This is a genomic window from Neobacillus niacini (assembly GCF_036961885.1).
In the GTDB taxonomy this organism is placed as follows: domain Bacteria; phylum Bacillota; class Bacilli; order Bacillales; family Cytobacillaceae; genus Neobacillus; species Neobacillus niacini_H.
The window spans coordinates 32089-48202 of the sequence record NZ_JBALNQ010000007.1 but is presented as its reverse complement, the minus strand read 5'-3'; the positions used below and the strand labels follow the sequence as shown (position 1 = coordinate 48202).

Genomic DNA, 16114 nt, shown 5'->3' with positions numbered 1-16114 from the left:
TTTATTATTCAATTGTGCCATTTTTTAAATAATGATAAAGCTTATTTTCAACAGGATTTTCCATAATTAAATTCATATGGACAACCGGTAACTCCCTCCCATTATCTACCTTCATAATTGCTTGATTGATATTATTTTTATCAGGCGTTGCCTTACCTAAATAGTAAAAGTCAGTTCCTTCATCATCATCTTTTTTAACAAATATATGAAGGTCAATATTTCTTTCCTTGGCCTCAATAATTGTTTGAACTTCTGGTGACTCTAATGTTCTATTGCTTCTTGTAGACCACTTTAGAATGTCCTGACTAATAAATTCTTCCGAATAATTTACACTTGACTCAACATCTTCATCCTTGTGATATGTTATAAAAATTGGACACGTTCCATGTTTAGTCTTATAACCATAAATAGTGGAGCTTTCATCACTATTCCAATTCAAAAATTTACATGCTTCTTTTCTTGAGTATTTTTCGTATAAAGAAAGAGGTTGCTCACACTGATACTTTTTTGCTTTCTCTTTAGCACAACTTATAATATCCACGACCAAATATTTAAAATATTCATTAGTCCTTAAACTATCTTGAACAGATTCATTGAATTTAAAAGATGAATTGTCTTCTAAAAGAATTATCGGTTTATTTCCGTATTTCTCTTTATTACTTTGAGTGAAAAATTCCAATTCAAATATTCTTAATACAGATGATAATGTTGCCTCATCAGTTCTACATTTCGAAATATTTAATTGATTAATAAAATCATCATATTTTACTTCTTCATTATCTAAGAGTGAATCTAACAATATTATTTCTTGCTTCCGCTTACCTTCTAATACTTCTAATGAGAGCATAGTTAAAACTTGATTTTCATATAGAGTTAATGATGGAACTTCTTCTCTCATTTTTAATAAAAATTGATAATAGTTAGGATACTTACTAAGTATTATTACAGGATCGATGGAATGGTTTGTTACAAAGTCATATAAATAGGGGACTCTTCCAATTCTATTTTTCAAATCAAAAAAAGCTTCTTTTAGAACTTTAAGTGCTGTTAAGTTACTATTATTTATTGCATTAAAAATTTGTTTTTTTGCTACTTCTTCAAAATTAACTGTTGATACCCCTTTTATATAGCTTGTATCCTTTATTTGTCGACGAATATTGTCCTTATTTTGAGATTTATCTCCTGAAAGAGCTATGGGAATTAAATAGTTATTTTTATAATTGCCAATAAAATCTATTATCGTAACGTAATCTTTAGATTCATGTTTACGCAGCCCTCTACCAAGTTGCTGGATAAAAATTATACTTGATTGAGTTTGCCTCAACATTACTACTTGATTAACACTAGGAATATCAATTCCTTCATTAAAAATATCTACAGTTAAAATATAGTCCAAAACACCATTCTCTAATTGATTTACACAGAGTTCTCTTTCTTCTTGAGAATTATCCCCAGTTAATGCAATTGTCCGTAAGCCTCTCTCATTTAATTCATTTGATAATTTTAATGCTTCATCTTTTCTACTACAGAACATAAGTCCTTTTACTTTTTCCCCTGAAAAACCATAGTAATGAATCTTTTCAAGAATATGATTTACTCGTTCCTCGGTAACCAGTTTTGAAAGTATGGCGGTATCATCTATTAACTGACCATCATATTCAAGATCGGTAACCCCAAAGTAGTGAAATGGACATAGCATATCTTCCTCGAGTGCTTCTTGTAGTCTAATTTCATATGCAATGTTGTAATCAAATAATTCAAAAATATTAAAGTCATCTGTTCGTTCAGGTGTTGCAGTCATTCCCATAAAGAATTTCGGTTTAAAATATTCAATAACTTTATGATAAGATTGGGCACCTGCTTTATGAACCTCATCTATTAAGATATAGTCAAATGCCTCAGGATCAAATTGATGTAAGCTTTCATCTTGTGATAGTGTTTGGATAGTTGCAAATAAATATTTTGCACCATTTTGCTTAGTAGAACCTGATAATATTCCAAACTCTTTTTCAATGCCACCAAGGATATTTTTAAAATCCGCTTTTGCCTTTTTTAATATTTGTTCTCGATGAACTATGAATAACATCCGTTTAGGCGCAAAACGTCTTACATCAAATGCCGAAAGATATGTTTTACCCGTTCCTGTTGCTGAAATAATTAAACCTTTTTGTTCCCCAGCATCCCGTACAGCTTGTATTTGTTGCAAGGCTGCTTGTTGCATTTTATTAGGAACAATTTTAATAGCATTTTCAATAGAATTTGTAGAATATTTTGTGGGAAAATCAATGACTTGGTCAATCATTTTCCTGTTTATAACAGGTTTATATGTTTTTTCGTACTGTTCAATCCAGTCTTCAGACAATGGTACTGCATCTTTCCAAACATCCTCAAACTGATTTTTAAAATGATGTACTAACTCTCCGTTTTCATGTGATGTTAGTTTGACATTCCATTCATAGTTTACTTTCAGAGCATGAGCAGTTAAGTTAGAGCTTCCAACAATCAATGAATAATGTGTTTTATGGCAAAAAATATAACCTTTTGAGTGAAATCCTTCTAAACTAGTTAATCTCACATCAACATTTTTTATTTTCAATAGCTCTCTGAAAACTTTAGGTTGATTGAAACTCAAGAAGGTTGATGTTAATATTCGACCATTAATTCCTTTTCGTTTAAGATCGAGAAAATGAGATTTAAGAGTTGCAAGCCCACTTTCAGTAATAAATGCGACTGAAAATAAAAACGATTCACTTACTTCTAGTTCTTCTAATAATGAAGTTAGAACGTTTTCATTTTGTTTTGTATTATTTACTAATAGCTTGGGTCTATAACTTCCGGATTTACTATGTTTTTGATCAATAAATCCCTTATGTAAAGAAGCTTCTAAATTCTGAATAAAACTACCCATATGATCACCATTCATTACCAATTTTTAATATCATTGTAATGCTCAGTGTTTTGAAGTGCAAATGAATTATTAATTTTTAAAATTTTCTTCTCAACTTACTATCTCTAAGTATTGATACTTTATTACCTATTAATTATTTATTTGCCAATCAATCTCCCCACTCCCAATCTCCCTCAAAAACCCATTGGCTTTGGAAAATGGCCGGCTGCCGAAAAAGCCATGATATCCTGAAAGTGGGCTTGGGTGAGGAGATTTAATAATAAAGTGATGGGATGCGGTAATTAATTGTTGTTTTTGCTGCGCGAAATTACCCCACAGGATGAATATGACTGGTGTCTCCCTCTGATTCAATATCTCTATGACTCTATTAGTAAACAGCTCCCAACCGAGGCCTTTATGTGAGTTTGCATTTCCAGCTTGAACAGTCAGTACCGCGTTTAGCATTAATACCCCCTGTTTGGCCCATTTCACAAGGTAACCATGATTCGGAATTGAGCAGCCCATATCATCCTGAAGCTCCTTATAAATATTGCGTAAGGATGGTGGGATTTTCACTCCCGGTTTAACCGAGAAACTTAAACCATGGGCTTGTCCGGGACCATGATAGGGATCCTGACCAATAATTACTACTTTCGTATCTTTATAGGATGTGTAGTGGAGCGCATTAAAAATATCATGCTGATCCGGATAAATGACCTTTGTTTGATATTCTTCCAGTAATTTTTTTCTTAATTGTTGATAATAAGGTTTCTGAAATTCTTCTTCCAATAAAGACGCCCAATCATTTTTTAAAATTGCCATACTCTTTCACACTCATTTCTAAGTTGTACTTTATTTTAATTATAAGTTTAAAAAGGGAGAGTTAGAAACACTTTGCGTTATTGAGAAATCAATGAGATACTTGCTGACCATATTTTGGTGAATAGTGTTGACAAGAAAATCTTGCAAATATAAAACCGGTTTTAGCTCAATTCACACAAATAATCACCATTACATATGTGATTAATTATGACACACCATTCTATCAATAAACCTACTTAAAAGTTTAAAAAATTGAAATATAATAAATGTTATTTCATGATTACTATTACCTTTGAGATCAATCCAATAAAAAAAAGTGTTGATTATTTAGATCAACACCTCTTTACTAAATATTATTAATCGTTCCAGTTTTGGACTCCATCGCCAGGATCTATTACACCATTATCATTTTTATCACCATTATTACGTGATTGGACCGCTTTTACAAAAACATCAATGTAGCCATATGTTGCCCGCTGAAAATGATTAGGGGCATTCCTTGGGAATGTATAGGTTAAATCTAATGTTGCAGTCTCACCTGGTTTTAATAATTTCACAGCATTATCATAGGTAATTGTTAGTGGTGTATTATTGCCTTCAAACGCTGTAAATAAATCACCCTGGATACTTTCATTGGATTGTTCCTGATCAAACGCGATCCAAGCATTCAAATTTCCATCATTTTTGACTTGAACTTTAACGGTTTCAGAATCTCCAGGTGCTAAATTTTCCAGGTGGATTGCATTTTTAAAAGCCGCTCCTCCGTCTACAGAATTAATTTCTAATTTTCCTGGTTTAAAATTACTCCCTTCAAACGGTGCCTCGCCAGTCCACAATGCAAATGTTCCCGCACCAATAAGTGATGCACCCATCGCTGATGTAAGTAAGAATGCTCCCATTTTTCTTTTTAAACTCATCTTCCTAGCCTCCCTTTTTTTCATTTACCTAGTAAAGTTAAAGATAATTGATTTATGTGAACTCCTTTTTAGGAGAGTCAACCAGTTGGATTTGGCTTTTTTGGTTTATTTTTGAGATTTCTCTCCAGAAGCGAATTACTGACCAAAGTATCATTAATATCCCAGGTATGATAAGTAGATAAATTGCACCTGTGTTAGATTGGATAAAAGCAAATAACTGTCCGACAAAGGGTAGCGTGAATCCACTATAAACTCCAACGATATTCTGATTACTTACAGGGGTGCGATCTTTAGTGTCGTTGTTATCACCCTTTGTAATAAACTGGACAGACTCACTTACATTTTCAATTTCGATAATTCTATGAGTAATTAATGTATTGGGATTATCTGTTGCTTTGAAAGTAATCACATCGCCTTTTTGAAGCTTTGCGGTATTTGGAATTGTTTTTACAGCTATGATTGAACCAGTCTTAATACTTGGCTCCATCGATCCAGATAAAACAGTCATAATCTCATAGCCAAAGACCTTTGGCGTTCCACCATTTATTTTTGTGGAAATTACAGTGATTATCATGCAAATTAATACCCCATAGATGATTACTGAAGAAATTCTACCTATCCATTTTTTAAACTTTTTCATATCTTCACCTACCCTGAATTTTTGGACTTCTACTTTAATTGATTAACATTTATTTTTTTACTAACAATCACTGGTGTTCCTTCTATTATTAATTCTTCTCCTATAGGTTTTTCGTGATTTTGGAAAGCCATAAACATATAAAAACCTTTCATAGTTGGAGTAAATGTGAGTTTGACTGGTTCAGCACTGGCTACCATTTTAGGAATTATTCCCTGATATACTAGATCACCAGTTCCACCTTGAGGACTCACAGGATTGCCATTAGGACTGTAGTAAATGTAGTATTTTGAGTCTACTCCCATATCCCCTGTTCCCTCATTCTGGATATACGCAAATATTTCATTTTTCTCTCTACCAGTACTGATAAAGGATAATGAACTATTATCAAACTGGCTCCCTATTGAAATGGTAGTCTTAATTTTTGTTTGACTTGTAAAAAGTGCTCTTGTGGTTGTTATAGGGACATTTAATGAGGTGATTATTAATAAGATCCATACGATTCCAATATTCAAGATAAAAAATTGGATTTTATATATTCTTTTAAATTCCTTTAATCTAGTAAAAATAATGGTAATCCCTCCTTAAACATTCAATACAGTGAACACTCTGGAGTATTTTGTTCTTTATACGGAACATTCGATTAAAGTATAGAACATATCAACTTAAATAAAAAGTCGTAAAAACACGTATTTTTCCCCAATAAAGAACACTTTTCGTTCTCTTTATCGAATTATCTCTTGTTTCCTCAAAATATCTTTTTTATTAAGAACAAATCGTTCAATATAATAGATAGAATATGTATAAAAAAGCGAACAGTACCTGGCACGGCACTGTTCGCTACGGGCATTCTATATTTCAGCTAGTCCCGATATTTCTCCATTCGAATATGCATGAACAATCATTTCATATAATTTGCGACTAACTCATAGGATCTCTCTTCTGTAAGATTTGCTACCACAGCGATGTATCTAAATGAGATTTTCTTCCTATTATCACACTGGGTTCAATCATAAGAGGAATGTCTAGAATCTGTTGTTTTTAGAAGAAAAATATTACTGGGCGGTATAGGCATATTCCTTAAAGTATAATAATATATTCTCATACGCGCAACGCCAGTGGGAATTACCCCACTAGATTTAAAGCGCTAAAGTGCGAAGCTATTTGATGATGCCGGTTTCGATGATTTGGGTTTGGATTTTGGGTGTTATTTTTATGGTTGGATAGGTTTGGTTCCAATCGAGTTTTGCCCAAGTCTTTGGGTAGTATGCTTGGACTCGTTTTCCGATTCCTAGGTAGTCACAGTTGGCTCTTTGGGTTTCACTGATGACGTGCTCTGCTTTTCTGGTTAATTCTTCGTTAATTTTTTTCGTCAATGTTTGAAGCTCTTTTTTGCTTGATAAATTGTCTTTCGGGTACGCGGCCACATGTACTTTAAGTTTAATCTTTACTTCTGCACTTATTTGTTGATTGTTGGACAACTTGATTTTCAAATCATGCTTTTTGGGAAAGGCATGGACAGTAACGTATTGCAGAATTTTTCTCTTTTCCTCTGGATTTACTTTTAAATTAAAACGTGCCATTTTGCTTTCTTCATTGTTCAAGATTAATAAGATACTGGCCTCATCTTCTCCCAGATCGATTCCGGTATATTTCTTGCCGTTGAACAAGGCCAATCCAGTGATCTTAAGTGCGTCATTATCCGACTTTCCAATCTTTGGTAAGCCGAAGTCTTGCCCCTCGTTAAAAATGATCGGACAAACGGACTGGATGGATACTCGCGGAATAAAAGTGTCATTCTCAGCGCTTTCAATAATCTTTAATAACGCGTCACTAACTAGCTTTTCCTCGACGACTTTTAAGGATAGGAGATCTTCAGCCCGTCCGTTTGCAACGACAATTTTTGCCGATAAAGAGTTTCTTGGGTAACGATATAGGACGTCAAATATAGGGTAAATGTCCTTTTTAGCAAGCTCTTCACCAAGGATATACACCAAAACCTTATTAGGCGCATAGTTCCCCGCCACTTCCTTTTCTAAATTCATCCTTGATTGTCGCGGCGTGGCACCAGTCGAATGCATAATCACCGATGTAACAGCTGGTCTACCCGTTGCGCTAGAATCAAGTTTCGGAACACGAATATCGGTCGTTTGATATAACTCGCCATTGCCATAGTCGTCATATCCAACCCCAACTGCTAAACGTGTATCCTTCAACTGATCCTGATCCCAACATCCTGTTAAAATCAGAAGGCATATTATTAGTAATATGGTTGTTTTTTTCATGCGCGGATGCCCCTATTTTTAAAAATAATCGACAGTAGCAAAAGAAAAAGCGGAATCCCAAAGATAAAAATTAAACTAATTACCGCGGTATAATGATTAAACGTTTGAATCTGGATTGCGTCTGAAAAAAAGTAAGCTATTCCGAAAACTAGAATCGATAAATACCAGACTGGATATTTTCTTTTTCCTTTATGAAACATCTTACCCGCAGCAGAACTAGCAATGTATAAATAGACCACAAACGAGGTCGTCATTGGAATGATCCAATAAGATAAAAAAATCATATCAATGCGTTCCACAACACGAAAATTCAATCCCTTCAGCATATATAAAACAGGTTCCGGAACAATGGCAATTTCTTTCTGACTGAAAGTTGCAAGTGTGAGGACGGCAAAATAGAGATAGATGATTACCACGGTCGCAATGGCCGATGTCATTTTTTTTAACATTTGCTTTTCTTGCCCCAAGACAAACGGAAAAATAAATAATAAGATTTCAAAGCCTAGTAGCGCAGAAGTTACTTGGGTGGAACCTTTAAACATATCAGTGAAACTTGATTGACTAATAGGCAAAAGATTAGTAAAGCTTAAATTGTTTGAAAAGGCAAAGAATGACAGTACGAACAATAGAAATACAAGCACATTAACAATCGTAAAAAACCGAGCAATTACCCTTAAATTTTGTTTTCCTAGGTGAATCCCAGTTGCGATTATTAAAAAGATCATGACTGTTTTTGGTGTCGTTTCTAAAATCCAACGTTCAATAATATCAGCGTATAAAATGACGACGTTACTCATCACCAAGACTCCATATAGTAAATAGGAGAAATTAACTAGATTGCCGATATATTTTCCTAACACTGTTTGCGATATCTCTAAAATTGTTTTTCCTTTATGCCGCTTCATTAACATCCAAATGATTAAAACGAAAATTTGAACAATCAATCCGGCAATGATTACTGAAATCCAAGCATTACCCTTCGCGTATTTATGTGCCTTAAATGGGATGCTTAGTAAGGAGATTCCGATTTGCGCCTGAACAATGACAAAAAACAATTGATTAAGTGTGATGGATTTTTCATTCATGTTTTTTCCAGCCTCGTGGGTTGCCCATCTTTCTGACATCCTTCACTTCAGTGGTACTTGGCCGATTTTTCATCGTCCATATCGGAAATCGAAAAAACGTATCCTTGTTTTCTTCTAATTTCAAAGGAGCAATGGGTGAAAAATACGGTTGCCCAAATGACTCTAATTTACATAGATGAATCAGTAAAAGCGTGACGTAAAAGGCAATGCCAATAAAACCGAATAAGGAAGCAGCCATGCTAGCCGGAAAACCTAATAATCGAATCGTTGTGCTCATTTCGCTTACAGGTATCGTATAGGAAGCAATCGCTGTTAAGGCAATCACGATAACCATTGAATTGGAAACTAAATTGGCTTCAACGATGGCGGAACCAATGACTAACCCTCCGACCACCCCAATCGTCTGGGCAATCGGACTTGGAAGCCGAGTGGCCGCTTCAGACAGCAGTTCTAAAATAATCGCCATCCCGATTGCTTCGACAATCGGAGGAATCGGAACATATTCCAGCGTTCCTTTTAATGTCAGCATAAATTCATACGGTACGACCTCATAATGGAAGGATACAACAGCAATGTACAAAGCTGGCAATACCATCGCAATGTATAAACTCATCAAGCGAACCAACGTTAGGAAAGAGCCAATATAAAAGCGGCTGTTATAATCATCAGGTGATTGAAAAAAAGCGAAGAAGTTAATTGGCGCCACTAAAGCAATCGGACTTCCTTCAGAGATCAATGCAAATCTCCCCTCCATTAAATTGGCCGCCACCCGATCCGGCCTCTCTGTGCTCAGCATTTGCGGAAACGGTGAAAAAGACTCGTCTTCAATGAACTCAAGCAGGTAACCTGGGGATTGGATATATCCCACTTTGGAGTATGACAGTCGATATTCCAACTCCACAAGGATTTCATTATTTATCAAATCGTCGATATAAATGATAGCCACTTTGGAGTTCGATCTTTCTCCAAATTCCATATACTTAACGACGAGCTTTTCATTTTTTACTAGTCTTCGAACTAATTGTATATTCGTCGATAAATTCTCAATAAATCCCTCATGCGAACCCCTAATAATATGCTCGCTTGAAGGCTCCTGGACGGCCCGGCTTGTAAATCCGCCCGTATTAAAAAAATAAGCCTTTTGAAAATCATCCCTTAGAAGAATCGAAAAGCCATTTAGCAATTTCGTAATCACATCATCGAGATTATCAACCGTTTGCGAGTCAGAAAGGAAATGATCAGATAGAGTCAATCCTTTAATCACACTTTTTTCAATTTTATCTTGGTCAACTAGGGAATCTAAATACATGAGTGTCCCTACATGGTCAATTTTTCTTTGCCCTAGGTCACCCGTATTAACAAAACTTTGGATAATCGACTGAATATTCACCTGCACGTCTGACGAAAGCCGTTGACCCTCCACCTCAAAATGTTGCTGACTACTCTTCTCTTTATGCCCACTTCTAAAAAATGGCTTCTTAAACATTGCAGCTCAACCCTTTATTAGAGATTCCTACCTATTTATCCTTTGACAAAAACGCAATCCTATACCCAACACACCAAAAACTTTAGTTCTTTAAATTATAAGGGGGCAATCCCACTAGGTTGCACGACTGTAATAATATGTAATACAAAAATATGTAAGTGATATAAAGAGAAAAATCCTTCGAATTTTTGTTGATAAATAAATTACTAAACCAAAAAAACTCCTATTGTAGTGTTATGACCTGTGGTGAATCTCTTTCCCAACTAACGGATTAAAAAGTACATTTTTTCTAGAAAAATAATTATTTTTGCAACTAAAAAAGGCGCTATTCCTTTGAATAGCACCTATATTAAAAATGGAAAAATAACATTAATTACATTTACCTTTAAAAAGACGGTTCTCCTCATAATGTATTGGCACGCCTAGACATATAATTATGAGTCTTCTATCCGCCAGTATTTCGGTCGGATACTTTCAACTCCTGTTATTCTATTGTTGAAAGGGGGTCATATAATGATTTGCTTAGGAGCATGAATGATGCAATGAGGTATATCGAGGATAACCCCACGAACGAAATAGACTTCAAAGTGGAAATCTTGTCGATTAAAACCAAAGACTTAACCTCACTGAGCTGCTTTGGCAGCTCTTTTTTTATTCTTAAAAAACCTCATTTACTTATGATACTGTTCACTGCACTATCACTAACTAAGGTTTTACTGGTTTTCCATTTCCTTTTAAATCGATATGATTATGGCTTATTCAAGAAACTTTTAATTATAAGTCTAAAAAAAGAGATGTAGAAACAATTTATGCCAATAAAGATGCGACTAGGCACTGTTCTCTAAATCCCCCATTTTTAAAAAATCTAGCTTACCCAATTACCCGGCTTACCGTACAGCCTGCCAATTTATTTTGAATATTACTGTTTCTAAAGTAAGCGTCAAACTATTCCCACATGGTTTGGCGTTTTTTTCTATGCGATAATCTCCTAAAGATCAATGGAGGTTTTGCTATGAGTAAATCTGAACTTAGAACCAACTGGGAACAACGAATTTCTAATTTTATGGCTAGCAGACAACGTACATCAAAATGGTGTGCTGCTAATGAAGTTATTAGTATTGAGTTTTAATCCACTACTTTCTAGTAACTGCCAAGAATAGAGTGCATCAAATAATATATTCAATATTCGTTCAATTACTGTATAATAGGAATGCTATACTAGGTAGATTCACTAAATGAGGGGAACCTACCATTTAATTCCGAATTCAATAAAAGTGGCTAAAAGTCTGTAAACTAATCCATCACTTAAATATCAAAAAGGAAAAATGTGTACTATCGAACCCCTTTTCAAAAGTTCACCACTTAATTTTTCACAAGAAAATATATTTTTAAGGAGTCCTTAGTTTGGTAAGTGTAACAGTAAATCTCTTAATAAATCTGTTAGTTATTCTTTTAGGGATTATCATTCATCAAATTTGGAGAGAAAGTAATCCCAATAGTCGCTACCCCCATAAACACTCAATTTTAATCACTTCAAGCATAGTAATGACAATATGTATGTCTTTTTCTTTTTATGAAGTTGTAGGGATACATTATGATTTACGCCGGATCCCTTTTTGGTTTGGTATATTATATGGTGGCCCCTTAACTGGTCTAATCCTTACTATTTTAGGAATAGTAATAAGGTTGATTCAGGGAGGTACCGGTGAATTTATATCTATATCCATTTTAATCTTACTGTTCTTTTTAGCTGTATATTTATCGCCATTATATTTCCGGATCTCTTCAAAACAAAAATTGCTCCTGGGAGTAGCTGTAAATATCGTTTTTTCATTTATATTTCTCATAGCAAATTCCTATTTCCAAGAGGATTTGTTCCACCTGGGAATGTGGATTGAGTACATTTTATTCAATTGCTTTGGAATAATCTTGGTATCTTGTATGTTTGAAATGATTCACAGGAATTATTTAATGAGAAGGAAATTAATCCAGTCAGAAAAAATAGAGGTTTTAAGCCAGTTGGCAGCCGCTGTAAATCATGAAATTAAAAACCCATTAACAACTTCAAGGGGAGTACTACAGTTGTTGAAGGATGATCCAGACCTCCTCCAGGAAAAGAAGGAATACTTTCTTCAATTAGCGCTTGATGAGATTGACAATGTGGATAAGGTAGTAACTGATTACCTAACATTTGCCAAACCATATACTGAAAAGAATGATAAATTTGAATTAAATTGTGCCATTTCCAATTCAATCGAGTTGTTAAGACCGGTTATATCTAATACTAACACTCAAATAAAAGCCTACAATATACCTTCCTGCACCATTCCTGGTAACCTTGAGCAGTTTATTCATGCTGTTGTCAATATTTTCAACAATAGTATTGAAACCAAAAGCACATTCATTGAAATTTATTGTGAAGTTACTGAAACTACTTGCCAAATTTTAATAGAAGATGACGGGATAGGTATAGAGGATGAACAACTAAAAAATTTAGGTATGCCGTTCTATTCGAATTCCTCACTTGGGACAGGACTTGGAATGATGGTAGTTTACAGAATTATTGAGAATTTGGGCGGCAATATAGAGGTTAAGAGTACCAAATATATAGGAACAAAAGTGATTCTTACCCTCCCTATAACTACGGAAAATTAATAAACTTATAGAGATAAAAGGAAACTTCATATTTTACGATTGAACGAGGACCCTTGAGATGTATTGAAACTTGTTCTCTCTAGTATGTTTTAAATTGTCTATTATGGCTAATACATCAAACTACCTTGGCTAAGGTTTTTCTTATACTATAGCCAAGGTTTTTCTTTTCTGTGTAGTGAATTGCATAAGACTTACTTCACAAAGTTTTTGCAGGTATCTTCCCATATGGAAAGGTTTGAGTTACGACCAGTATCCCCAAAACCAACATATAAACAATGATATAAGAGAACCCACCTCCAGTTATGGCAATTGATAATACACGAAGTTTCTATTTATCTATATTACTGAAATATTAAACTCTTCGATTAAATCTTTAAATGCTGGTCTTTTATTTCCATCTCGGCCAACTACTTCCTCGGCGGTAACTAAAGAATTTAATACCGCTTCTTCCGTTGCTTCTCCTACGGCTCTAAATGCCAAATCCATGTCTTCTTCGTGAATTAGAGGCACTAATAGACAGTGTTCCGGTTTTTCATGTGGGATCTTTGTAGCTGTAGAAAAACCGATAATGACCTCGCCGCTTCCATTTGTAATGATAGAGCCCGTTCTAGATAATCCTGTTACTGACCTTTTTATTATTCTGTTTAGTTGTCTTTCTGATACTGGTAGATCGGTGGAAACGATAACCATGATGGACCCTTTATCCTCTTCCTTATAAGACTGGATAATTGCTTCCTTCAATTCTTGGCCGACTGCCTTACCGTTTACCCTAAGGTCACTTAAAATCCCAAAATTGGATAATACCAAAACACCCATTGTGTACTTCCCATGGTCCATTTCCATGATTCGAGAGGCAGTGCCGATCCCCCCTTTGAGGGAGTAGCAGAGCATTCCTGTACCTGCACCAACCGTTCCTTCTTTAAATTCAGATGAAGTATTTTCCAATGCTTGAAGAATATGCTCACCTTTCACGAACTTTTCTCTTACATCATTCAAAAACATATCATTGCATTCACCAACGATGGGATTAACGGTTCCAGTAGTTCGGCCGATTTCAGGGTTTCGGGCTAACATGTAGTCAATTAACGCATCTGCAGCTGTACCAATATTTAACGTATTGGTTAGGAGAATGGGTGTTTCCAACGTGCCTAACTCTGCCATTTGAATCGTTCCCATCGTTTTTCCGAATCCGTTAATAACATGGCTTGAGGCAATCAGTTTCTCCTTAAAGATATTTCCTTGGTGTGGCAAAATCGCTGTGACTCCTGTTTGCATATTATTATGGCTAAGTGTTACATGTCCGACTGTCACCCCTTCTACATCTGTAATCGCATTAAGACTCCCTGGCTCCAGACGCCCTATTTTGACTCCGTAATCTCGTATTCTTTTTTGACCGATCATTGTATATCTCCTTTTTAGTAGTTAATTTGCTATATATCCTATTAGTTTGAATCTTCGACCATAAAAAATAGAAAAAAGGACCAGTCAATCAGCCCTGACATACTCGTTCTGATTACACAGCAAAACTAAGGTATAGGTTCATTTTTTAAGCAATACCTTACCTATAGATTATTAATTAGCCAATCAATCTCCTTGTTCCCTATCTCCCTCAAAAACCTATTAGCTTTGGAAAACGGCCGGCTGCCAAAGAAGCCATTATGAGCAGACAATGGGCTAGGGTGAGGAGATTTAATGATGAAGTGATGGGATGAGGTTATCAATTGTTGTTTCTGCTGTGCAAAATTGCCCCAAAGGATAAATATGACTGGTTTCTCCCTTTGATTTAATACTTCTATCACTCTATTAGTAAACAACTCCCAACCGAGACCTTTATGGGAGTTTGCATTTCCAGCCTGAACCGTCAGTACCGCATTTAGCATCAATACTCCCTGTTTGGCCCAATCCACTAGGTATCCATGATTAGGAATTGAGCAACCAATGTCATCCTGAAGCTCCTTATAAATACTGCGTAATGATGGAGGGATTTTCACACCCGGTTTAACAGAGAAACTTAAACCGTGGGCTTGTCCGGGACCATGATAAGGATCCTGACCAATAATTACTACTTTCGTATCTTTATAGGATGTGTAGTGGAGCGCATTAAAAATATCATGTTGATCCGGATAAATGACCTTTGTTTGGTATTCCTCCACTAGTTTATTCCTTAACTGCAGATAATACGTTTTCTCAAACTCCTCTTCCAACAAAGGCGCCCAATCATTTTTTAAAATTGCCATACTCTTTCACACTCTTTTCTAGATTGTAAATTAATATAATTATAAGTATAAAAAGGGGAGTTAGAAACACTTTGCGCCATAATAACGCGAACAGTGCCAGGTACTGTTCGCTAGTAAAAGAGTTTTTTTATTTCTAATGGTATTTCAACAACTTTCTAATCAATCGGAATCTCCACTTTCTTATTGAAGAAGCTGTTTTTCATGCCATCCTTTTTTCTATGATCTCTACAAATTTTGTTGAAGATGGTGACAGTGGAACACTTTTTAAATAACATACGCCTATATTTCTTTTGGGTATTTCATCTATAAGTTGTACTTCATACAATAATCCTTTATTTAAATACTCTTGTGAAAATTCTTTCGTCACACATGCTATCCCTAAATTTATTTTAGCAAATTCTAATAATAAATCATGTGAGCCTAATTCAAATTCAGGCGACATCTTTATACCTCTAGATAATATATAATCCTCTACATACTTTCTTGAATTTGATTTTGGTTCAAGAAAGATTAGTGGCAGTTTTACTAATTCATGAAGGCTTAAGGGTTTAGATACTATTTTCTTGAATTTTTCCCCGCAAACAAAAGTATCATGAATATCAATACATGGTCTTTGTTCTAATGTAGGATCATCAATCGGAAAATTACAAATTGTAATATCAACCTCGCCTGATTTTAATAATGCACAGATTTCTAATGTTGTACCATTTTCAATTTTAAATTTAATATTCGGATATTTATTATGAAAATCTTCTAAATAAGGAAGCAAAAAATATCTAGAAATCGTATCACCGACACCTATCTTTAATTCCCCTGCCGTTAAATTTTTAAATTCTAATATCTTTTCTTCCCCAGCATCAATCAAATTAATCGCCGAATTAACATATTCAAACATAAGACTACCCTCGTTTGTTAAAGATACCCCTTTAGGTGTTCTATTAAAAAGACGTGTGTCTAATTCTCTTTCTAATTGCATAATCGCTTGACTAACTGCTGGTTGTGTCATGTAAAGATCTTTTGCTGTCTTAGAAAAACTTCCACTTTTCCCCACCATACAAAATACTTTATATAAATCTAATTTACTTACCACATAATCACCCCTT

The 16114-nt window shown here is 34.9% G+C and carries 12 protein-coding genes; 1 reads left to right on the top strand and 11 read right to left on the bottom strand.

Features of this window, described 5'->3' with window-relative positions:
- Positions 1-4 precede the first annotated feature (4 nt).
- From V7124_RS03630 to V7124_RS03595, 8 genes are all read right to left on the bottom strand, one after another.
- Positions 5-2908 carry a DEAD/DEAH box helicase gene (locus V7124_RS03630; RefSeq protein ID WP_335486081.1) on the bottom strand — a complete coding sequence of 968 codons (2904 nt, stop codon included), beginning with the start codon at positions 2906-2908 and terminating at the stop codon, positions 5-7.
- A 129-nt stretch (positions 2909-3037) separates the two neighbouring features.
- Positions 3038-3709, bottom strand: coding sequence for a uracil-DNA glycosylase (locus V7124_RS03625; RefSeq protein ID WP_335486067.1), 672 nt, complete (start codon positions 3707-3709; stop codon positions 3038-3040).
- 356 nt (positions 3710-4065) lie between these two features.
- Entirely contained in the window at positions 4066-4626 is a 561-nt protein-coding gene (locus tag V7124_RS03620) for a TasA family protein (RefSeq protein ID WP_335408474.1), read from the bottom strand.
- Between the two features lie 52 nt (positions 4627-4678).
- Complete coding sequence (gene sipW, locus V7124_RS03615; RefSeq protein WP_335408475.1) at positions 4679-5266, bottom strand: signal peptidase I SipW; 588 nt, start codon at positions 5264-5266, stop codon at positions 4679-4681.
- A 29-nt stretch (positions 5267-5295) separates the two neighbouring features.
- Positions 5296-5778: a hypothetical protein gene (locus V7124_RS03610; RefSeq protein WP_335486064.1), complete on the bottom strand. Its 483-nt coding sequence runs from the start codon at positions 5776-5778 to the stop codon at positions 5296-5298.
- 645 nt (positions 5779-6423) lie between these two features.
- Positions 6424-7548 (bottom strand): Ger(x)C family spore germination protein, encoded by a 1125-nt coding sequence (locus tag V7124_RS03605; RefSeq protein WP_335408478.1) that lies wholly within the window; start codon positions 7546-7548, stop codon positions 6424-6426.
- Positions 7545-8672, bottom strand: a complete 1128-nt coding sequence (locus tag V7124_RS03600) for a GerAB/ArcD/ProY family transporter (RefSeq protein ID WP_335486061.1) — start codon at positions 8670-8672, stop codon at positions 7545-7547. Before V7124_RS03600 ends, V7124_RS03605 begins: the two co-directional genes overlap by 4 nt.
- Complete coding sequence (locus V7124_RS03595; protein WP_335486058.1) at positions 8626-10119, bottom strand: spore germination protein; 1494 nt, start codon at positions 10117-10119, stop codon at positions 8626-8628. Before V7124_RS03595 ends, V7124_RS03600 begins: the two co-directional genes overlap by 47 nt.
- A gap of 1404 nt (positions 10120-11523) precedes the next feature.
- Between V7124_RS03595 and V7124_RS03590 the strand changes: the two genes are divergently transcribed.
- Positions 11524-12774, top strand: a complete 1251-nt coding sequence (locus V7124_RS03590) for an ATP-binding protein (protein WP_335486055.1) — start codon at positions 11524-11526, stop codon at positions 12772-12774.
- A 336-nt stretch (positions 12775-13110) separates the two neighbouring features.
- On the opposite strand, the gene V7124_RS03585 is transcribed toward V7124_RS03590, so the two are convergent.
- The 3 genes from V7124_RS03585 to V7124_RS03575 form a co-directional block, all read right to left on the bottom strand.
- On the bottom strand, positions 13111-14175 hold the full coding sequence (locus tag V7124_RS03585; protein WP_335486052.1) for a DmpA family aminopeptidase: 1065 nt from the start codon (positions 14173-14175) through the stop codon (positions 13111-13113).
- Between the two features lie 161 nt (positions 14176-14336).
- On the bottom strand, positions 14337-15011 hold the full coding sequence (locus V7124_RS03580) for a uracil-DNA glycosylase (RefSeq protein WP_335408489.1): 675 nt from the start codon (positions 15009-15011) through the stop codon (positions 14337-14339).
- Positions 15012-15210: 199 nt separating this feature from the next.
- Complete coding sequence (locus tag V7124_RS03575) at positions 15211-16101, bottom strand: LysR family transcriptional regulator (RefSeq protein ID WP_335408490.1); 891 nt, start codon at positions 16099-16101, stop codon at positions 15211-15213.
- Positions 16102-16114: the final 13 nt, after the last annotated feature.

Coding starts and splice junctions, on each gene's coding strand:
- V7124_RS03585 (WP_335486052.1), bottom strand. CDS start 14,175: ATGATCGGTCAAAAAAGAATACGAGATTACGGAGTCAAAATAGGGCGT.
- V7124_RS03620 (WP_335408474.1), bottom strand. CDS start 4,626: ATGAGTTTAAAAAGAAAAATGGGAGCATTCTTACTTACATCAGCGATG.
- V7124_RS03625 (WP_335486067.1), bottom strand. CDS start 3,709: ATGGCAATTTTAAAAAATGATTGGGCGTCTTTATTGGAAGAAGAATTT.
- V7124_RS03605 (WP_335408478.1), bottom strand. CDS start 7,548: ATGAAAAAAACAACCATATTACTAATAATATGCCTTCTGATTTTAACA.
- V7124_RS03600 (WP_335486061.1), bottom strand. CDS start 8,672: ATGTCAGAAAGATGGGCAACCCACGAGGCTGGAAAAAACATGAATGAA.
- V7124_RS03580 (WP_335408489.1), bottom strand. CDS start 15,011: ATGGCAATTTTAAAAAATGATTGGGCGCCTTTGTTGGAAGAGGAGTTT.
- V7124_RS03595 (WP_335486058.1), bottom strand. CDS start 10,119: ATGTTTAAGAAGCCATTTTTTAGAAGTGGGCATAAAGAGAAGAGTAGT.
- V7124_RS03630 (WP_335486081.1), bottom strand. CDS start 2,908: ATGGGTAGTTTTATTCAGAATTTAGAAGCTTCTTTACATAAGGGATTT.
- sipW (WP_335408475.1), bottom strand. CDS start 5,266: ATGAAAAAGTTTAAAAAATGGATAGGTAGAATTTCTTCAGTAATCATC.